The following is a 19,646-nucleotide window of genomic DNA, read 5'->3' as shown; positions in this document are numbered from 1 at the left end:
TGTGCGTAAATAGCGCAAGCACGGTTCTGCGAGGGGGGAGTGTACAATCCTGAAAGGAAAGGCGCTCTTCTACTCTACAACGTAGTTAGAGGATGAGGCCCTCGAGGGGGCAACATGCGTCTCAGTTTAAATGTTGCCCGACCCGATCCGGAAAGAAGATCGTTTCATTGTTTCTCGTCCCCTCGTCTGCTTTCATTTTATTTCATCCGAGGGTGTTTTTCGACTACATTTTTATCGTAGCACTCCATAATATGCTCTTCTTAGACATCGATATATCTATTTTTAGGGGGAGAAAAATTATGAATAAAAGCATTACAGATTTCGAAAATCTTATTAAAACAGACTATGGTAATATTGCTGGTATAGTGGTGATGCAGGGCGGCGAAAGGGTATATGAAGGTTATTTTGACGGCTATACCGCTGACGATACCATTCATATTGCATCCGTGACAAAGAGCGTCGTTTCTGCTTTAATTGGCATTGCCATAGATAAAGGCTATATTGAAAGCGTAGATCAGAAAGTATTGGACTTCTTCCCCGATTACACGGTCAAACGCGGGGAAAAAACGATAATGAATGTCACAATAAAAAATATTCTGACAATGACAGCACCGTATAAGTACAAGTCGGAGCCATATACAAAAGTTTATGCAAGCGATGATTGGACAAAAGCTGCGCTGGACTTGTTGGGCGGTAAGAGCGGTCTTGGAGGGTTTAAATATTCAACCATTGGTATGCAGATTTTATCAGGGATTCTCACTAATGCAACAGGCCAATCTGCGCGTGATTTTGCCACAGAAAATCTGTTTGAACCACTAGGAATCAAAGCACCACATAATGCGAGCGTACATTGCAAAGAGGAGTATTTTGCTTTTCTTAAGGATAAATATGTTCGTGGTTGGGTGGTAGATTCCAAAGGCACGAACACTGCTGGTTGGGGGCTAACCTTAACGACACGGGATATGGCAAAAATCGGTCAGCTATACTTGAATGGAGGATATTGGAACGGAAAGCAATTTCTATCCTCAAAATGGATCGAGGAAAGTACCAAAGAAAACAGTCGATGGGGAGAGTTGTCATACGGTTATTTATGGTGGATTGTTGACAACAAGGAACACGGTTGCTATGCAGCTTTGGGCGACAGTGGAAATGCGATTTTCGTAAATGCCAAGAAGAAAATGGTAGTTTCCATCGCTTCTCGTTTTATGCCACGTGCACAGAACAGGATTGAATTGATTGAAAAGCATATTGTGCCGTTATTTGAGAATCCCGAATCAGCCATTCTTACCACGGAAATAACAAATACTCATTAAACTAACGAAGAACTTTAGTTCAATAAACACAGCGATAGTCTAAGACTTTATTTTCTGCTGACAATTATATTAATCGGCAAATGACAAGCGCTGATCCCGAAGGAAATCGGACACGCAGTACGAGCGATGTGCTAGAGGAAATCATTCGAAGCGAAATGTGGCGTGGTGGGCAGTATCAGCAACTGGAGTCGATGACATATAACCATGAAGGTAAGCTGATTGAACAGGAGACGGTGGACAACTCGTTCCGCTATTCAGGGGAACTATGGGATCGGACAACCCAATTGCAATATTTGCGAGCGCGATGGTATGATCCAAGTGTAGGACGTTTTATAAGTAAGGATACGTATGAAGGGGATATCACGAATCCGCTGACGTTAAACCTGTATACGTATACTGCTAATAACCCGTTAAGGTATATTGATCCATCTGGACATTGTTTTACAGAATGGCTAGGGAAGAAGTATTGTAAAGCCGCTTGGGAAAGTGTAAAAGAGCAGGCAAAAATAGAGTGGGAATTTCTAAAACAAGCACATTCCTCCTATTATTCAGCTGCTGATTACTGGTCAATGGGAACCCTGTCGGAGTTAAATGAATACTACAGAATTTCAAAAGAAAATCCCTATTCATTAGAGCAATTTTTGGCAGCAGGAATGATATTTATAGAAGTAACCCCACAGGGGAAAGTGAGTAAGTTAACGAATAAAGGTCAAGATTTTCTCAAAAACGCAATAAAGGCTTGTAATTGCTTTACCGCGGGAACAAAAGTTCTTACAGACGAAGGGGAGAAAAATATTGAAGACATTGAGGTCGGAGATAAGGTTCTTGCTAAGTCTGAATATGATTCTAACGGCAAGTTGGCATACAAAGAAGTAACTGCTTTATACCGCAACCAACGGGATGATATAATCAAGCTGTACGTTGAGGAGCAAATCATCGAGACGACCGATAATCATCCGTTTTGGGTAGAAGGTAAAGGGTGGTCTTCGCCGATGAACTTCAAGTAGGTGACAAACTCCAAAAGGCTGATGGAAGCTATCTGACGATTGACAAGGTTGAGTTCGTTAAGCTTGATGAGCCAGGTACGGTCTACAATTTTACCGTTGCGGACTTCCATACGTATTATGTGACGGATATTGGAATATGGGTGCATAATACGAACTGTTGGGGTAAACTCAGTTCGGGGGATTTAAAGAAATTATCCCAAGCTGATCAAAAAGATATTAAAAAAATATTGGAAATGCTAATGATGCTTTTGGATTCTTCAAGGAGCAGGTTAGTAGCTATAAAGAAGTCTCTTCAGGGGTCTTTGTTGGTAAAGATGCTAATGGTGTCACCTTCACCTATCGTGCAGCTTCCAAATCTGGCCCTCCTACAATTGATGTAAACGGAATAAGTGGAGTAAGAAAAATCAAATTCTTGGAGAAATGATATGAAAAAAATCGTTAATATTGAGAATGTTAAGATTCTTGAGAGTAATTTCTTAAAAGTGTTTAAGAATAAAGATCCTTTTGATGATGATGTTTATGCTGATAATATTCAAGCTAAATTGCTTTTGTTCCCTACAGAAGGGTACTATCTTCAAAAAGAGCAGTTTAAGGCGCTTATTCAATCTATTACTCATATTGGAGAAGAACAATTTTATATCTCTGAAATTGAAGGGGATTGTTTTTCTACTTTATTATCAAATGATTCATACGAATCTGGTCATTGGGTGGGGAAAAATTCATCTAGTTATGAGGAGTATACAAATCTACCAATCGTATTAGAAAGCGCAATTTATTCAACTAATGGTAGTTGGGGAATATTAATTTCACACGAAGGTCATGCAATCTTGGGTGGTAGCAAAGAGTTTGTGGAGAAAATTCAAATAGTATATTCCTACGATGAAAGTTGCAAACAAAGATTTATTGAGCAGTGGGAACGTAACCAAAAGGAATACAACTCCAATATTGATTGGATATATGCTTTTCTAAAGCAGTTTTCATAATAAGTATTTTACCAACCTTGAGGGCGGAAATCCTCAAGGTTGTCTCTCCCAGTGCCGAATGAGGGTTTGTGAATACAAAAACGTTATCTGAAAGACTAAAGGAGAAAACAATGGCAGACAGACTTCTAAGACTTTATAAGAAAGACCTAAGTTTGTTACACATTATGTTTAAAAAATGAAGTGGAAAGGTTTTTATAGATCTATTATTTTTCTGTTATTAAGCATCGCCTCAATGCAAGTAGTATGCATGTGGAAGCTGCCTTTCTCCATGGGTTCAGACTTGGAGCGAACCTGCTTATTGAGGTCATGAGTAATCGGGAGGAGTTGGCTCCAGATGCAGCTTCGAGCATGCCATTATGATGATAATACCGACATGCTGACCGTTATTAATGTGGAGGGTATTATTTACCACTATCCCGCTACTGTTAAAGGCGAAATGCTGCTTGTTTGCTTCTCTTTTTTTCTCCGCTGGTAGATATTCAAAGCAACACGCGACTACTGTCTCGTGTTGTAGCAAGCACTGAATTTGGTCTCCAAAATTCGTTTGTCAGGGTCTGCCCCTGATACCCCTATCTACTTCAATCATCAAGTAAATAATCCTATTGACTATTAATATAGTAACTGAACTCAAAGTAATTATGGTATAATTAGAAGACATTTACTGTGTTTTGGGGAGTTGTGGATGTGACAAGGCCAAATGTTTTTATAGGATCTTCACGAGAAGCGATGGATTTAGCCAATGCAATTCATTCACAAATCAGTTACCATGCTCAGGTGACTTCGTGGTATAGTGGTGCTTTTCAAGGCAATGAATATACGATGGAGTCCCTGGAAAAGCAATTGGACAATAATGACTTTGGGGTATTCGTTTTTGCTCCAGATGATGTTGCATTTCATCGAGGTAAGTATCTTTTTATTACCCGAGACAATACGATATTTGAAATGGGATTATTTTGGGGAAGACTGCGACGGCAACGTGTGTTTGCAATTGTCCCCAATGAAGTAAAAGAACGAGATGATCTCATAAACCAAGAGAAGGTTAGTGATTTTCATATTCTGACTGATCTTCAAGGTCTGACGCTACTTAAATATGAGGTGCGTACTGATGAGAATTACGAGTCTGCTGTTTCAGTGGCTTGCCAATTCCTGATAAAGAGAATTCAGATTGAAGGTTATTATTTAGACCCTCGTGTTGAATTAAAGAAACTTGAAGAAGAAAATGAACGTAAACGACGGATTTTACATTTCTTTTGGACGTACAACAAAAATGCTACAATTCCTGATGAAAAGGAGCGTTATAATGCGCTGAGTGAGGCAATCAGAACGTCTATTATTCCACCAACGGAATGTATTGTTACAGGTGCGGCACTTTGGAAAATACAAGGAAATGATGGAATTGGACAAGTTGGAGGCAATGTTGGAAGAGGGCGTTTTTTTGCTTTTAGTGAAAACCAAGAACGAACAGAGTCGGGGCAACAACCTATATATGTTTTAGATGCCTATTTGAATTCAAAATGGTCTTTTTATAATCGGATTGAAGTTGAACGGGTATATATTTTATGCTATCCTTTAGGTAAAGAGCATGTTCTATCCATTCATTTTTCAGGCAGGTATACACTGGATGATGATCAGTTGAGTGCTATCGTTACAAATAATAATGAGCTTTTACGAACGATTAATCTTCTAGTAGGAGGGGATTCTGTATGAAGCATAGCAGACGTAATCGTCGACATGGGGTCGCTCCTGGTTATAAAATGTCAAAGTTGCTATCTCAATCAATAATTATTGACACTAAGGGCAAAGATCATGTTGATCAAGCATCAAAAGTGTTATTGGCTACTAAAAACGGCGGAGTTGGCGTTATCTACGTTGGTCCTTCAGTTGAAGGTGTAGATAAAGAATACGTAAAAGTTCTTACAGGAAACGTTGATTCAAGAAAGCCGTCGTTTGTTTAAATTAAAACTGGATAAACATTTACTGAAGGCTCCCACATATTTGGGAGCCTTTTATGCTTTAGAACGACACCGGTCAGAACACAATAATATCGCAAGGAACAGCCTAATCAATAGCGCTCAGATTTGCTACATGTCTAGCTTTAACCACTCTAAAAAAGTTTCAACAGTGAACTCTCCACGCAGACAAGCATCCCGATTGAGCTTCGCAAACTCAGCCCACTGATAGCAAAGTTCCTCTGTTGTTTTTCCATATCTAATCCAGGCAAAGCGTCGTTTGTATTCTCGTATGTATGCCTTGAGTGCGGGTGAATCCGCCTTTTTTCGTTCCCACTGGCTAAGTGCGCCGATTTCCTTACAGGTTTTCGTAGGAATGGCAAATGGACGCTCACAATATTCTGCATTTTTGTTACGACTCAGTGCAAAGTAGCGACCACAATTTTAGCATATCCGAAAAGGCAACTCATGGCGAAGACATTCACGCACAAAAAAGTTAGGTATATCGAACAGGCTCTGAACCTCTAGCAACTCTGTAAACGTTCCTTCTTTCATTGGGGTATAGCGAAGCTGTAATGACCGAAAGGCAAAGCGGGAGGAATTGTTGCTGTTAGCTGCATAGAAGCTACTCAGCCTATCTTGAATTGGCTCATCAGTTACATCCACATCTAGCACATCATACCAAAGCACACGTAGTTGCTGCTGTGTTTTTTCAAGCTTTTTAGGTAGTTGGATCGGTTCATCGGTGGAAAGTAACCTCTCCACATCCTCATACGCTTGCTGCCGCGCCTGCTTCAGCCTTTCTGTCCATTCCAAAAGTAAATAAGCAAAATAGGGCTGGTAGCTGTTTAGCAAAGCCACCCCTTCTAAGATCGGCTTTTCCAGCCGTTTTGTTTTCTAATTTCCAGTTGCTGTATAACGGTTTGAAGACGTTCTGTAATGTCATAGGTCGGCTTAACGTCAAGCTCCATCCACTCCAATACGGTGGGGACAATGGATAATGCGTATGCTGAACATGAATGACCAGCAGTACCATGAAGGAAATGCTTCCGACCATCGGCAATATAGACTTGATAGGTATCACTCATGTCGCACCTCTTTTTAGATAATCAAATATGCAAGGAAGAGTTCAGCGTCAACCATGGGTATCGATGTACGGAAGATGCTCATCGACTTCCGATGAGTTGACTTCCCGCATTGCGGATATGCGAGTATTTTCGTTAGGCTATTGTACGAAGGAAGTACTGGACAAGTTGAAGCAACTGAGCAAAGAAAATGAAAAGCAAATGCATCATCTACCAAATTTGCAACTCCACGCGCTATCTCTGTTACAAGGATTTGAAAAAGGTAACTGCCGATCTGAATCTGAAGCCCATTTACAAAGCTGTATCGGAAGAAATGGCTCTTGTCGAACTCAATCGATTCGAGGAAGCCTGGGGAACGAAGTATCCCCTCATCCTTCGCTCTTGACGCAATAAACTGGGATGAACTGGCTACCTTTTTTAAGTATCCGCCAGAGCCCCGAGGGGAGAAGTCTTTTAAATGAGTTTACACAAAAGATTTGACAGACCCCTTTTTTTGACAACTCGAATGTTTCCCTTCGTTACACTTGCTATGAAGCAATAGAAAAACCAACTCAAACAAGATTTTAACGGCTAGAAGACAATTTCTCCAATGTTTCGTTAATTGCATGAAGAACCTTCTTAATACTCAGCGAATAATTAGGGTTTATTAAAAGATCACCGTATCCATTATCACGTAGTTCTTCGTTAGGAGATAATTTTTGAATTACTTTTTAAATTTCCTCTTTATATTGCGATAATTGATAATTGACCTGTTCGGATTTTTTATCTCTTGTTGTTACTGCCGTCGAAATTATTTTATACAACTCTTGGAATCCATTTTGAATATAATTGGATCGAGAGAGCGTGCTTAATGTGGAAATGGAACTGTCGAGCTTTGCACTCACTATTGCTAACTCCGAGATATTATAAGCAATTCTTTCATTGTCCTTGTCATGTATTGACTCTCCTAAATTATCCAATGTTTTAAAAAAACCAACTAAGTGACTGTAAGTTTCAAATAAAAAAGACTTTTTGGCTTTACTATCATTTACTGCTGACAGTACATTTATTGAAATTGAAATAACACATATTAAGGACAATACAATAAAGGATTTTTTTTCATAACAATTCCTCTCTGCTCTACCTGTTAAAATACATCATCCACACAGTCAATATTCTCAAGTCGACTGTGTGGAAAAATGTTTAAAAAAGTCAATAAGTAAACTTCTATTACAGGTTATGATGGGAAGTATAACTATACCCATTAATCCAGTTAGTTTCTGTACTTGTATTATAACGGATTAGACCAGCGAGATAAACATAATGACCAGAGCTACTCAAAAAGTTGCTCTCTGTGCTGGCCGCAATCCCACGAATAACTTTCCCACCATATCTACTGTACTGTTGCTCATGGAGCAAAGGCTTGTATCGAGCCGGCTCACCTTTCTCTTGGCGAACCGCTCCTTGTTATAAAGAACGCTCCCATTCACAGTCCCAACGGGGAAGTTAGTAAATTTATTGAGGAGGTTGATTTTGATAGGACTTCTCAAAAACTTCTAACCCGACTCTGCCGCTGTGACAGTGGATAAACTGAAGGGTTATCTGCAGGCTGCTTTTAAGCGGCTTTCAGATGACCCTTTAAATTTCTTTACCTGCTTTTGTATCATGCTAGTATGTCAGGACTCGAAATCGCATCAAATAATTGGTGTTTTTTACAATGTGATGTGCTACTATGGAAAAGTTCCAAATTTGTCCGTCTATTCGGCCGATAGGCGAATGATGAGGTTCATAGAAAGAGAGAGAATATATAATAACGGAGGAATTCAAGACATGCAGGACAATAACAGAATAATTCTGCCTGCACTAGGAGCGCTAGTTGCCTCTATTATCGGCGGCGCGGTCTGGGCGCTGATCCTTGTGATCACAGAATACGAGCTTGGCCTTATAGCTTGGGGGATTGGCGGGCTTGCAGGATATGTTGTCTATTTGCTCACGCAACATGTGACGAAAGCCAATCAGACAACCGCAGTTATTTCTGCGCTGCTTGGTATTGTACTGGGCAAGTTTTTTATTGTGGCTTATATGATGAAAGACGTGTTTGGCAGTATGCTGAATAAGGTGGTATTTCAAATTTTCACAGAGAATTTCATCAGTTTTTTTGGCAAAATGGATATTCTTTTTGTCCTGTTTGCGGTACTTACGGCTTGGCATTTGCCGCTTAGGCTGTCCCTCCAGAGACAGCAGCGCAATGGCGAACTGGATTTTCCTGCAGAATCATAACCGCTTCGGCCCGGGCCTCTTCGAAAGAGGTTCGGGCCTTTTTACAGTTCGCTCACGCTATTTTTAAACAGCTTCAATCTTAAAATCAGAACTTGGCAGGAAGGAGAAGCCAGGCTTTAATCTTGATCTGTAAGAACTTCTAGCCCTGTTGCGTTTCCCCTCGCTGGCAGTCTACCGCTATTTCGTTTCAACCCTTAACATAGATAAGATGTCCCCTCTGTCACACTCGTCCATTGCAATCTCCACATGAATATTGTTATATCGTCCTGAAAACCTTTCTATATCAACGGGCAGAAAGATGCATTATACTGAGTGTAATTCCAAGTGCTAAGGAGTGTAACAATGTCCAGGAAATTAAGATGGGGTATACTCGGTTGTGCAGGTATTGCCAAGCGTGCAGTTATTCCAGGAATTATCGCTTCACAGACCGGAGTGGCGGCTGCAATTGCAAGCCGGAATTTAAGTACGGCAGAAGAGACGGCCAGAAGTCTTGATATACCGACAGCTTATGGCAGCTATGAAGAGTTGATTGCCGACCCGTCGATTGATGCGGTCTATATTCCGCTGCCGAATCATCTGCATATGGAGTGGACGTTCAAGGCCGCGGAGGCGGGCAAGCATGTGCTGTGTGAAAAACCGATCGCGTTAAACGCAGAACAAGCGCGCAAAATGGTGGAGGCATGCAGCGCTGCGGGTGTGCATCTGGCCGAAGCCTTTATGTACCGGCATCACCCACGCTACGAAGAGATCAAGAAAATCATTCAATCGGGCGAGATCGGGGCGGTTCGCGGATTGCAAAGCCATTTTACTTTCAACAATGCTGGAGACGCTTCCAATGTCCGTTTTCGCAAGGCCTGGGGAGGCGGTTCCATCTATGATGTAGGCTGTTATCCGATTAGTGTGGCCCGCCTATTGCTTGATGAGGAGCCGCAAGCAGCGACAGTACACGGGTTGCTCTCGCCGGAGCATGACAATGTGGACATGATGGCGTCCGGCATTTTAGAGTTTTCAGGTGGCGTAGCGTTGAACTTTGGCTGCGGGATGTGGGCGGATTTCCGCAATACACTTGAGATTTTGGGAACCGACGGCCGGATTGAGGTTCCTTCTTCGTTTATCGGTAACCCGAACTACTATGTTATTACGAGGGATGGCCGCAGGGAGGTCGAGCAACCGGATTTGAATACGTACACCCTGCAGATCGATGAATTTGCCGCCGTTGTATGGGGGGAGAAAGCGCCGCAGTTCGCTCCGTCTGACGCGATTGACAATATGAAGGTTATTGATGCTTGTCTTCAGTCGATTCATGAGCGTAACCGGATTACGATTTCCCAGGAGGGGTGAAAAGATGAAGCAGATTGAAATTGCAGGGCTTCGCAAAGGTGTATCCCGGCTCATTATGGGCTCCGACTATTTTTCTCCCGAGATTTATGATCTCGTTCGTCACAATCTGGATGCCTTCGTAGCTGTGGGCGGCAACACGATTGATACGGCCTTTATTTATCGCGAAGGCAGAAGCGAGCAAGCCATCGGTATGTGGATCGAGGAGCGCGGCAACCGCAGCGACATCAATCTCTGGACAAAAGGCGCTCACCCGAACCATGATGGCAATCGCGTCAACCGCGCGGCTATTCAGGAGGAGCTGTCAATCAGCCTGGAGCGGCTTCGCACGAATTATGTCGATCTTTACGCACTGCACCGTGATGATACTGATGTTCCGGTAGGGGAAATACTGGAGATTCTCAATGAGCAGGTGGAGGCTGGCCGAATACTCTCTTTCGGGGCGTCCAACTGGACCTGGCAACGGCTCGCAGAAGCGCAAAGCTATGCCGACAGTCACGGATTGATCGGTTTCTCGTTCAACAGTCCGAATCTGGCGCTGGCCAAGGCCAAGGAACCGTATTGGGGGGGCTGCATCAGCGTAGATGAAGAAACGCTGCAATGGCATGAGCAATCCGGGCTTCCGATCTTCTCCTGGTCATCGCAAGCAAGGGGCTTCTTCACCGGACGCTTCACGCGGGATGATCATTCGGATGCGGATCTGGTACGTGTCTTCTATAATGATGAGAATTGGGAGCGCTACGACAGAGCGCAGAAGCTGGCGGAGCAACAAGGCGTGTCCACAATTCAGATTGCACTTGCTTATGTCCTCAATCAGCCCTTCAATACGGCAGCGATTATTGGTCCGCAAAATGAGGCGGAGCTGCTCTCATGCCGCGATGCGGCAGCGATTGAACTGACGGAAGAAGAAATCAAGTGGCTGGATTTGAAAGCGTAATTATGCAGTTCTCCAATACGGTATTGGAAATTATTGCAACCTGTGTTCAGGATGCCATTGAAGCGGAGAAGAACGGCGCGGACCGCATTGAGCTGATTACTGCCTTCACGGAAGGCGGGCTGACGCCGGGCATCGGAATGGTGCAATGCGTAGTGGCTGCGGTCAGCATCCCGGTTCATGTCATGGTCCGGCCGCACAGCCGCTCCTTTGTATACGACCGGCTGGATAAGGATACAATGGCGCAGGAAATCCAGGCAATCGCCAAGACGGGCGCAGCTGGTATTGTTATCGGACTGGTCACGGAAGATCGGCAGATTGATACGCAAGGGCTGGCAGAGTTGCTGCCTCTGGCGGAGGGGATGAATGTCACTTTCCATCGCGCATTTGACGAGCTTGGTGACCAGTTGTCGGGCATTCAGACGCTTCTGCGCTATCCGCAAATTAATCGTGTGCTGACTTCCGGCGGCCCTAAGCCGGCCCCACAGGCGATAGACGGGATCAAGGCGCTGGTTGCAGCAGCCGAAGGCAGCCCGCTGCGCATTTTGGCTGGCAGCGGATTGAATATTGAAGGCATCGCCGATTTTGTAGCGGCGACCGGTGTTCAGGAAGTTCATTTCGGAACGGCAGTTCGCTGCGGGTCATCGGCTCTTGCCGGTATTGATCCGGTACGATTGCGCGCTCTAGCGGACATTCTACATCATGACGGTGTATAATTCGAATTGAAAAAAAGAGGCGTCGCAGTGAGCCGTGGTAACTAGCAGCAGGGAGACGTATGCTTGGCTTTACACTTTGCAGGGTAAAGCAGGATATTTTAGCAGGATCAAAGCAACGGTGTGCATCTGGTATGGAGCGCATCCGTTGCTTTTTTTTGCTTCATGTGCGCGACGCCATAACTCCTGCTACCGAGCAGACATCTGCTAGCGAGGATCGTCTGTATAATCGTTTTTGAGAACTGTTATATAGAACTTATTCCAAAGGAGACTACCATTTATGCCGAAATTGGTGGGAAATGAACGTTTTATGTGTAAATTTAAAATTCTGAGTTGGATAATCTCGTTTAATAGCAATGTAGCTCATTTTATCGGGGAAAATCGGTGGAAAGCTTTATCCGGCTAAAAACTTTTTATATTTTCTGTTTCACAAAAATTTCTGCTGTTTATAACACAGATTACCCAAAGATGAAAATGGCGTATACATCCATATGCTGGAACATACAGGAGGAATAAAGAGCCTAGGCCAGTTAATTTGCTTTCTTCCCAAATGAGCCGGAATATCCCTAGAATATGGAATATTACTGGAAATGACCTCCTCAGCCTTTCATGTTAGCATATTCAGTAACCCGCAGAAACGCCATGTTAAGGGCGCATAACAAAGAAAGGTGCGCGAGGCGCATGAGTCGCGTGGAAAAAACAAAGAAAGGTTGTGGGAATCATAATGAGGAAGGGTTGGCTCCTGATGCTGGTCGCTGGTATGCTGCTAGTGTCCGCATGTGGAGCAGGGAACACGAATGGAAGTCCGGGCAAGCCTGGAGACGGCAATCAAGCCGGAGGCGGAACGCTGGAGAAGGCCCGCAGCCAGGGCTACATTACCGTCGGATTTGCCAATGAGAATCCCTATGCCTACAAGGAAGCGGATGGGACCTTGACCGGTGAAGCGGTTGAAATCGCGCGCGCCATTCTGGAGCGTCTCGGCATCTCGGAGATGCGAGGGGAACTGACAGAGTTTGGCGGTCTGATCGGAGGCTTGCAAGCGGGCCGATTCGACATGATTACCGCCGGCATGTTTATCAACGAGAATCGCTGCAAGCAGGTCGCATTTGCCAATCCGGAGTATAGTATTGGCGAAGCGATTGCAGTAAAGCAGGGTAATCCGCTGAATTTAAAGAGCTATGAAGATATTGCCAGCAGCGGGGCCAAAGTCGCGGTGATGACCGGCGCAGTGGAAATTGAATATCTTGAAAAGTCAGGGGTCAAGGACAGTCAGATGGTCATAACGCCTGATCAGGATGCAGCCGTCAACGCTTTGCAATCGGGCAGAGCGGATGTCATGACGATGACGGACCCGGCCTTGCGTTCACGGCTTGCTTCTGCGCAAGATGATAAAATCGAGCGGGTGGAGGATTTCAAGCAGCCGGTTGTCGACGGCAATAGCGTGAGGGGCTATGGCGCTTCGGCATTCCGTCCGGCAGATACGCAATTTGTGGAAGCTTTTAATGCGGAGCTGGAGAAGCTGAAGGAATCCGGCGAACTGCTCGCGATTTTGGAGAAGTTTGGGTTTACGGATGCTGAGCTTCCGGGCGATATGACAGCAGCGGAGCTGTGCGGATAGCCTATGATATCCAAATGGCTGGAATGGATGCCGCTGATGTGGGAAGGGCTGCTTATAACGCTGGAAGTAACCTTTCTGTCCGCCATTGTAGCCTTGATCATTGCCGTCGCAGCCGGATTATGCCGGTTATCCCGGTTGCAGTGGCTGAGAGGCTTGGCCTATGTGTATATGCTGTTATTCCGGGGCGTATCGCTGTTGGTATTGTTATTTTGGGTATATTTTGTTCTCCCCTTTCTTGGGATCGAGCTGTCCAAACTGGCGGCAGCGGTGCTGGCCATTGGACTTAACTACGGGGCATTCGGCGCCGAAATTGTAAGAAGCTCGATTCTCGCTGTACCGAAGGGTCAATGGGAGGCGGCGCAAGCGCTTAATTTCACATCCGCCCAGCGGATGATTAGAGTGGTTTTTCCCCAGGCTCTAATACGAATGCTCCCGCCCTTGAACAATTTGATGATTGAGCTTATGAAAGCGACCTCGCTCATTTACTTTATTACACTGACAGATTTAACCTATCAGGCGATGATTTTAAGAAGCCTGTACCTTCCGCAAACCGCACAAATTTTTGGCTTGTTGCTCGTCCTCTACTTTGTCATCGCATCGGTCATTTCGCTGCTCGCCCGCATGCTTGAGCGGAAGCTGACCGCAGGAAGGATGTGATCAGAAGATGTGGGATTGGAGCTACGCCGCTTCTATTTTGCCCAGATTGCTGTCTGCGCTGCAAGTGACCTTTGTCGCAACAGCGTGGAGCTTCGTACTCGCCTGTACGCTTGGCCTGGTGCTTGCCGTACTATCCCGCTCGCGATTTGTCGTCATCCGGCTGACGGTTAACGGAGTGTCGGAATTCATTCGCAGAACTCCGCTGCTCGTCCAGATCTTTTTCCTGTTCTACAGTATTCCGCTGCTGACGGGAATCTCGCTTTCTGCACTCGCCACAGGAATTATCGGACTGGGGCTGCACTACAGCACGTACATGTCCCAAGTATACCGGTCTGGAATTGAAGGCATTGACAAGGGACAGTGGGAGGCAGCCAAAGCGCTTAATTTTACGCCAGTCCGCACGTGGAGCGCGATTATTTTACCGCAGGCCGTGCCGCCGATCCTGCCGATTATGGGCAATTATTTGATTGTTATATTCAAAGAAACACCGCTTCTTGCCGCCATTACAGTCGTGGAACTGCTGACGACAGCCAAAAATATTAATGCAAGGGATTGGCGTCCGTTCGAGCCTTACACAATAGTAGGCGTGCTGTTTTTGTTGATCAGCCTGGCTGTCGCTTTTCTGGCAGGATGGTTGGAGAACCGGATCAAGCATCGCTATTCACGTTAAACGGTCGACATATATATTAAAGAAACGGAAGCAGGTAGCCGGAGTGTGAAAGGATTCTGGAGAAGCGAAGCGCTCGCCTTTGTTCCCGGATTTCCCCAATTACGACCGCTCATTTAAGAAATCCGGGAACAACAGCGATCGGAAGAACCTTTCACACGCAGGCCTTGTCTGACTTTCTTTCGTTCAACTTATATAGCTAATCTTGGCCGTAAAAGGAGGAAGGGATGAACACAGTGACAAAGGGTGAGCCCGCCGATACCGGGAGTGCAAGCAAGCCCCGTCAAAGGGAGCCGGCTGCACCCGTGACACCGGTCGTTTCCTATCGGAATGTGAAGAAGTCGTACGGAGACCTGGAGGTACTGCACGGCATTGATCTGGATATTGCGGCCGGGGAAAAGATTGCGTTGATCGGTCCCAGTGGATCCGGCAAAACAACGCTCGGTCGAATGCTGATGACGCTGGAGGAACCGACATCCGGCATCATTGAGGTAGAGGGCGAGCCATTATGGCAAATAGAGCGAAATGGCAAGCTTGTTCGTGCAAATGAACATCATCTGCACCGGATGCGCAGCAAAATCGGAATGGTCTTTCAGCATTTCAATCTGTTTCCGCATATGCGGGTATTGCGCAATGTCACGGAGGCGCCACGAAAGGTGCTTGGAATTGGCAAGGAGGAAGCGCATGACCGTGCTGTGGAAATGCTGTGCAAGGTTGGTCTTGAAGATAAGCTGGATGTCTATCCGTCCAAGCTGTCCGGCGGACAAAAGCAACGGGTAGCCATTGCCCGGGCGCTCGTCATGCGTCCTAAAATTATGGTGTTTGACGAAGTGACCTCAGCGCTTGATCCCGAGCTTGTCGGGGAGGTGTTGTCGGTAATCAAGGAAATTGCCGAGGAAGGCGAAATGGCGATGATGCTCATTACGCATGAAATGGATTTTGCTCGTGATGTAGCAGACCGGGTTATATTCGGAGCGGACGGTCGAATTGTGGAAACGGGCCCGCCGCAGGAGCTGTTCGGGCAGCCGAAAAGCGACCGTCTCAAGTCGTTCCTGAGCCGGTTTGTGTAGCAGTGGGAAGCTGTTGGCGGGCAATTGTAAACGCTTCGAGTGGCGAAGCAAGAATAATGGCAAGGATCAGGTATGCCGAGGTATGCCCAATAAAGGGGTCCTTGTCAGATGAGGGAGCGATGATCGTGCAGAAAGCAGCAATAAAGCAAGAGCTTCGCAAGCCCCGCAAACAGGACGGCGCTGCCGTGTGGGAGCTGATCAAGAGAGCGGGAACACTCGATTTGAATTCCGCTTATTGTTACATTCTGCTGTGTGATTTATACAAGGATACTTGTCTGGTAGCCGAGCGGGAGGGGCGGATTGTCGGATTTGTCTCCGCTCTCAGACCTCCTGGCGCTGATGACCGTCTGTTCATCTGGCAGGTTGCCGTTGATCCCGGCGAGCGCGGGAAGGGGCTTGGCCGGGCTATGCTGGAGAGGATGCTCGCCACGGTGGCGGCGGAAGCACCTGTCCGCTTCATTGAGGCCACTGTCAGCCCTTCCAACACGGCGTCGCTCAGGCTGTTCAAGGCTGTTGCCAGAGAGCTTGGCTGTACATTTCGGGTGAGCGAGCAGCATGGATATCCTGCCGGATTATTCCCGCAGGGACAGCATCATGAGAGTGAGCCGCTTGTGGTCATTGGGCCTTTGCGGTAGAAGGCGAATTGCAACTTTTTACCGCAACATGAGGCATTTTTCCTGTCAAAGGAAGGAAAAGTCTTTACACTTGTTCAAAAAACGCTTGTTGAAAATTATTCCGGGAGGGATTAGATGAATCAGCTTATGCAAAAAAGTCCGTCAATGAGGGTGTTCAATCAGTTGGAATCCGAGGTGCGCAGCTATTGCCGCAGCTTTACGACTGTCTTCGAAAAGGCGCAAAACGCCAGACTATGGGACAGCGGAGGCAGGGAGTATATTGATTTTTTCGCCGGTGCAGGGGCTGTCAACTATGGACATAACAACCTCATGTTCAAACAAAGACTGATCGATTATTTGCATGACGATGGCATCACTCACAGCCTGGATATGGCGACTACCGCCAAGGAAACTTTTCTTACCCGCTTTAAGGAACATATTTTGGAGCCAAGGAAGCTCGATTACAAGGTCATGTTTCCTGGTCCGACCGGTACGAATGCAGTTGAAAGCGCGATGAAGCTGGCGCGGAAGGTAACGGGAAGGGTACAGATCATTTGCTTCACCAATGCCTTTCACGGCATGTCTCTCGGTTCCCTGGCCGCGACCGGCAACCAGTTCAAGCGCAGCGGAGCCGGTGTCCCGCTCCCCTATACAACGTTTATGCCTTATGACGGGTATTTTGGCGATAAGGTGGATACGGCAGCCTATCTGGAAAAGCTCCTGGACGACCCGGGAAGCGGCGTAGAGTTGCCTGCAGCGGTGCTGCTGGAGACACTCCAGGGGGAAGGCGGACTGAATTCCGCTAGTGAGGAGTGGCTAAGGCAGATTGCCCGCATATGCCGGGAACGTAAAATCCTGCTCATTGTCGATGATGTGCAAATGGGCTGCGGGCGTACCGGGACATTCTTCAGTTTCGAGCAGGCCGGCATTGTGCCGGATATCGTCTGCCTATCCAAATCGATAGGCGGATTCGGACTTCCGATGGCGCTGACGCTGATCAAGCCGGTCCATGATATCTGGAGTCCGGGTGAGCACAACGGGACGTTTCGAGGCAATAATCTGGGTTTCGTTGCTGCTACGGCGGCACTGGACTACTGGGTTGGGGGTCAATTTGAACCGGAACTGGCTAGCAAGGCCGACAAGATACAGGCCACACTGGAGCGAATTCAAGCGAATTACCCGGAGCATCACATTGAAATTCGCGGGAAAGGGTTGATTCAGGGGCTGGCTTTTCGGGATGCGGAACAAGCATCGCGCCTGTGCGCTGCCGCCTTCAACCGGGGACTGATTATGGAAACCTCCGGCCCTCGTGATGAAGTAGCAAAGTTGATGCCTCCGCTTACGATTGAGCCGGAGTTGCTGGATGAGGGGCTTGCCCATTTGGAAGAAGCAATGAAGGAGCTGAGTTTATGATTGTCAAACAATTGAATGAAGTGGTGGGTACGGAAGACGATATTGACACGCCAACCTGGAATTCCAGGCGCTTGCTGCTGGCGAAGGACGGCCTGGGCTTTTCCATGCATGATACGCTGATCAAGGAAGGGACCGAGACATGGATCTGGTATAAAAATCATGTGGAGGCTGTTTATTGTGTTGAAGGCGAGGGTGAAATCGAGGTGGTCGGGGGCGAAGTGTATCCAATTCGTCCGGGGACGCTCTATGCGCTGGATGGCCATGAAAAGCACTGGCTGCGCGCAACCAAAACAATGCGGATGATCTGCGTGTTCAACCCGCCGTTAACCGGGCGCGAGGTGCATGATGAGGAGGGCGTCTATCCGCTGCTTGCAGATAAGGCGACAGTATAACTTTGATACCATTTATAAAATGAATCAGGGAGGACGATTTATATGCAAACTTCCGATCAGACAAGACTGAATCAAATTCAGGATAAATACCCGTCAAGATTGACGGATAAGCCGCATCGGGTCAAACGCCAGGACCCTGTTGTCTATTCGCAGTGGAGCGACAATGATCCACTTACTCGCGAGCAGTTGGAATTCTATGAGAAACATGGCTATTTGTTTTTGGAAGGCTTCTTCACTGCCGGGGAGATCGGGGAATGGCGCAAAGAACTGGGACGGCTGCAGCAGCATTATTTAACGCTCTCCTCAGAGGAAGTGATCCGCGAGCCGGGAGGCGATGAGGTCCGGTCCATCTTCGCCGTGCATCGCAACAATGAAGTATTCCGCAGCACAGCCGACCATCCGAAGCTGAAAGAAATCGTGGACTACTTGCTCGGTGGGCCGACCTACGTCCATCAGTCGAGGATCAACTACAAGCCAGGCTTTACCGGTAAAGAGTTCTACTGGCATTCGGACTTTGAGACCTGGCATGTCGAGGACGGAATGCCATCCATGCGGGCTTTAAGCTGCTCCATTGCGCTGGAGGATAACTTTATTTACAATGGGGCGCTTATGGTTATTCCCGGCTCCCATAAGGAGTTCATTGCTTGTGTGGGGCAGACGCCGGAGAATCACTACAAGGATTCGCTGCGTCGTCAGGAATACGGCGTGCCTGATCAGATGAGCCTGACAGAGCTTGCTCATAATAGCTCTATCGAGATGCCGGTGGGCAAAGCTGGATCGGTCCTGCTCTTTGACTGCAATCTGATGCACGGTTCAGCGAGCAACATTTCCCCATATCCGCGCAGCAATGTATTCATCGTCTATAACAGCTTGGACAACCGGCTTCAGGCTCCTTACTCCGGCCAGGCGCCGAGACCGGAATTTATCGCTGCACGGGAACAGGCATGATTTCCTGGACGCTTGTCGGTACGATTATTTCTATTAATATTGTTTATGTAGCCTGCTTTACGCTTCGTCTTATTCTTGTCGTGAAAGGGCGGAAGCTAAGCGCCTCCATGCTGGCGATGGTAGAGGTGTTCATCTATTTGATCGGACTGAATCTAGTGCTCAGCAATCTGGACAGTCCGGTCAATATGGCCGCCTATTGCATTGGCTTTGGCGTCGGGGTCTATGTGGGCAGCAAGATAGAAGAATACCTTGCCCTAGGCTATCTCGTTGTACAGGTCATCGTTGATTCCATTTCGATCGATCTCCCGAACCGACTGCGCGATCACGGCTATGGCGTGACGACGTGGCCTGCGGACGGGAGAGACGGCAAGCGTCTGGTCATGCAGGTGCTCGTGAAACGCAGCAATGAGAAGAGGCTGATGAGCACCCTTGACAAGCTTTCTCCGAAAGCGTTTGTAATCTCTCACGAACCGAAGCAGTTCAAGGGCGGCTTTTGGACGAAACTGACGAACAGATAAACCTATGGAGAATCTCCTCGCAGGACGAGGGGATTCGTTTTGTTATGTCTTCCGGAAATAGACGAGAAAATACCTTTTGCAAGATAATTATACAAAGTTGGACATTAATTTTAGGAAAATGTCATAAAAAGGTTTAAATTGCCATAAGATCGGCTATGATCCAACAAA

Annotated in this window: 23 protein-coding genes and 2 pseudogenes; 22 read left to right on the top strand and 3 right to left on the bottom strand. The window is 46.6% G+C overall.

Features of this window, described 5'->3' with window-relative positions:
• Positions 1 to 299: 299 nt before the first annotated feature.
• The 8 genes from JFN88_RS13775 (at position 300) to JFN88_RS13745 (ending at position 5,258) form a co-directional block, all read left to right on the top strand.
• Entirely contained in the window at positions 300 to 1,313 is a 1,014-nt protein-coding gene (locus JFN88_RS13775; RefSeq protein WP_199019857.1) for a serine hydrolase domain-containing protein, read from the top strand.
• Positions 1,314 to 1,441: 128 nt separating this feature from the next.
• Positions 1,442 to 2,320, top strand: coding sequence for an RHS repeat-associated core domain-containing protein (locus JFN88_RS13765; RefSeq protein WP_332908482.1), 879 nt, complete (start codon positions 1,442 to 1,444; stop codon positions 2,318 to 2,320).
• Positions 2,293 to 2,700, top strand: coding sequence for a polymorphic toxin-type HINT domain-containing protein (locus tag JFN88_RS24865; RefSeq protein ID WP_332908481.1), 408 nt, complete (start codon positions 2,293 to 2,295; stop codon positions 2,698 to 2,700). The genes JFN88_RS13765 and JFN88_RS24865 overlap by 28 nt, the downstream gene beginning before the upstream one ends.
• Before the next feature lie 45 nt (positions 2,701 to 2,745).
• Positions 2,746 to 3,303 (top strand): hypothetical protein, encoded by a 558-nt coding sequence (locus tag JFN88_RS13760; protein ID WP_199019856.1) that lies wholly within the window; start codon positions 2,746 to 2,748, stop codon positions 3,301 to 3,303.
• 198 nt (positions 3,304 to 3,501) lie between these two features.
• Entirely contained in the window at positions 3,502 to 3,663 is a 162-nt protein-coding gene (locus JFN88_RS24995; RefSeq protein ID WP_332908484.1) for a DUF6809 family protein, read from the top strand.
• Positions 3,638 to 3,778: a hypothetical protein gene (locus JFN88_RS13755; protein WP_199019855.1), complete on the top strand. Its 141-nt coding sequence runs from the start codon at positions 3,638 to 3,640 to the stop codon at positions 3,776 to 3,778. The genes JFN88_RS24995 and JFN88_RS13755 overlap by 26 nt, the downstream gene beginning before the upstream one ends.
• 209 nt (positions 3,779 to 3,987) lie before the next feature.
• A complete protein-coding gene (locus JFN88_RS13750) occupies positions 3,988 to 5,010 on the top strand; it encodes a TIR domain-containing protein (RefSeq protein WP_199019854.1) in 1,023 nt (340 codons plus the stop codon).
• Positions 5,007 to 5,258: a hypothetical protein gene (locus JFN88_RS13745; RefSeq protein WP_199019887.1), complete on the top strand. Its 252-nt coding sequence runs from the start codon at positions 5,007 to 5,009 to the stop codon at positions 5,256 to 5,258. The genes JFN88_RS13750 and JFN88_RS13745 overlap by 4 nt, the downstream gene beginning before the upstream one ends.
• Positions 5,259 to 5,384: 126 nt before the next feature.
• Here the strand turns inward: JFN88_RS13745 and JFN88_RS25455 are convergent.
• The 3 genes and pseudogenes from JFN88_RS25455 to JFN88_RS13735 all read right to left on the bottom strand — a co-directional run.
• A pseudogene (locus JFN88_RS25455) lies at positions 5,385 to 5,684 on the bottom strand (DUF6076 domain-containing protein); the annotation flags it as partial.
• 12 nt (positions 5,685 to 5,696) lie between these two features.
• The gene (locus tag JFN88_RS13740; RefSeq protein ID WP_199019853.1) at positions 5,697 to 6,107 is read right to left on the bottom strand and encodes a hypothetical protein; all 411 of its coding nucleotides are present in this window, start codon (positions 6,105 to 6,107) and stop codon (positions 5,697 to 5,699) included.
• 11 nt (positions 6,108 to 6,118) lie between these two features.
• On the bottom strand, positions 6,119 to 6,340 hold the full coding sequence (locus JFN88_RS13735) for a hypothetical protein (RefSeq protein ID WP_199019852.1): 222 nt from the start codon (positions 6,338 to 6,340) through the stop codon (positions 6,119 to 6,121).
• Between the two features lie 196 nt (positions 6,341 to 6,536).
• On the opposite strand from JFN88_RS13735, the pseudogene JFN88_RS13730 reads away from it, so the two are divergent.
• From JFN88_RS13730 to JFN88_RS13665, 14 genes and pseudogenes are all read left to right on the top strand, one after another.
• A pseudogene (locus JFN88_RS13730) lies at positions 6,537 to 6,777 on the top strand (transposase); the annotation flags it as partial.
• 1,369 nt (positions 6,778 to 8,146) lie between these two features.
• A complete protein-coding gene (locus JFN88_RS13725) occupies positions 8,147 to 8,596 on the top strand; it encodes a hypothetical protein (protein ID WP_199019851.1) in 450 nt (149 codons plus the stop codon).
• Positions 8,597 to 8,938: 342 nt separating this feature from the next.
• Positions 8,939 to 9,937 (top strand): Gfo/Idh/MocA family protein, encoded by a 999-nt coding sequence (locus JFN88_RS13720; RefSeq protein ID WP_199019850.1) that lies wholly within the window; start codon positions 8,939 to 8,941, stop codon positions 9,935 to 9,937.
• A gap of 4 nt (positions 9,938 to 9,941) precedes the next feature.
• The gene (locus JFN88_RS13715; protein ID WP_199019849.1) at positions 9,942 to 10,871 is read left to right on the top strand and encodes an aldo/keto reductase; all 930 of its coding nucleotides are present in this window, start codon (positions 9,942 to 9,944) and stop codon (positions 10,869 to 10,871) included.
• Positions 10,872 to 10,873: 2 nt separating this feature from the next.
• Complete coding sequence (locus JFN88_RS13710; protein ID WP_199019886.1) at positions 10,874 to 11,584, top strand: copper homeostasis protein CutC; 711 nt, start codon at positions 10,874 to 10,876, stop codon at positions 11,582 to 11,584.
• Between the two features lie 721 nt (positions 11,585 to 12,305).
• Positions 12,306 to 13,199: an ectoine/hydroxyectoine ABC transporter substrate-binding protein EhuB gene (gene ehuB / locus JFN88_RS13705; protein ID WP_199019848.1), complete on the top strand. Its 894-nt coding sequence runs from the start codon at positions 12,306 to 12,308 to the stop codon at positions 13,197 to 13,199.
• 3 nt (positions 13,200 to 13,202) lie between these two features.
• The gene (gene ehuC / locus JFN88_RS13700; protein ID WP_199019847.1) at positions 13,203 to 13,856 is read left to right on the top strand and encodes an ectoine/hydroxyectoine ABC transporter permease subunit EhuC; all 654 of its coding nucleotides are present in this window, start codon (positions 13,203 to 13,205) and stop codon (positions 13,854 to 13,856) included.
• A 7-nt stretch (positions 13,857 to 13,863) separates the two neighbouring features.
• Complete coding sequence (ehuD, locus tag JFN88_RS13695) at positions 13,864 to 14,526, top strand: ectoine/hydroxyectoine ABC transporter permease subunit EhuD (RefSeq protein ID WP_199019846.1); 663 nt, start codon at positions 13,864 to 13,866, stop codon at positions 14,524 to 14,526.
• A gap of 224 nt (positions 14,527 to 14,750) precedes the next feature.
• Entirely contained in the window at positions 14,751 to 15,593 is an 843-nt protein-coding gene (gene ehuA, locus JFN88_RS13690; RefSeq protein WP_199019845.1) for an ectoine/hydroxyectoine ABC transporter ATP-binding protein EhuA, read from the top strand.
• A gap of 119 nt (positions 15,594 to 15,712) precedes the next feature.
• On the top strand, positions 15,713 to 16,228 hold the full coding sequence (gene ectA, locus JFN88_RS13685) for a diaminobutyrate acetyltransferase (RefSeq protein ID WP_199019844.1): 516 nt from the start codon (positions 15,713 to 15,715) through the stop codon (positions 16,226 to 16,228).
• A gap of 114 nt (positions 16,229 to 16,342) precedes the next feature.
• Positions 16,343 to 17,620: a diaminobutyrate--2-oxoglutarate transaminase gene (gene ectB, locus JFN88_RS13680; protein ID WP_199019843.1), complete on the top strand. Its 1,278-nt coding sequence runs from the start codon at positions 16,343 to 16,345 to the stop codon at positions 17,618 to 17,620.
• Positions 17,617 to 18,012, top strand: a complete 396-nt coding sequence (locus JFN88_RS13675; RefSeq protein ID WP_199019842.1) for an ectoine synthase — start codon at positions 17,617 to 17,619, stop codon at positions 18,010 to 18,012. Before ectB ends, JFN88_RS13675 begins: the two co-directional genes overlap by 4 nt.
• A gap of 42 nt (positions 18,013 to 18,054) precedes the next feature.
• On the top strand, positions 18,055 to 18,960 hold the full coding sequence (gene thpD / locus JFN88_RS13670) for an ectoine hydroxylase (RefSeq protein ID WP_233167798.1): 906 nt from the start codon (positions 18,055 to 18,057) through the stop codon (positions 18,958 to 18,960).
• Positions 18,957 to 19,478: a DUF2179 domain-containing protein gene (locus JFN88_RS13665; RefSeq protein ID WP_199019841.1), complete on the top strand. Its 522-nt coding sequence runs from the start codon at positions 18,957 to 18,959 to the stop codon at positions 19,476 to 19,478. Before thpD ends, JFN88_RS13665 begins: the two co-directional genes overlap by 4 nt.
• Positions 19,479 to 19,646: the final 168 nt, after the last annotated feature.

It is taken from the genome of Paenibacillus roseus (assembly GCF_016424485.1).
GTDB lineage: Bacteria > Bacillota > Bacilli > Paenibacillales > Paenibacillaceae > Paenibacillus_D > Paenibacillus_D roseus.
Note: the sequence above shows the minus strand (reverse complement) of the source record. Positions and strands in the feature narration are given on the sequence as shown.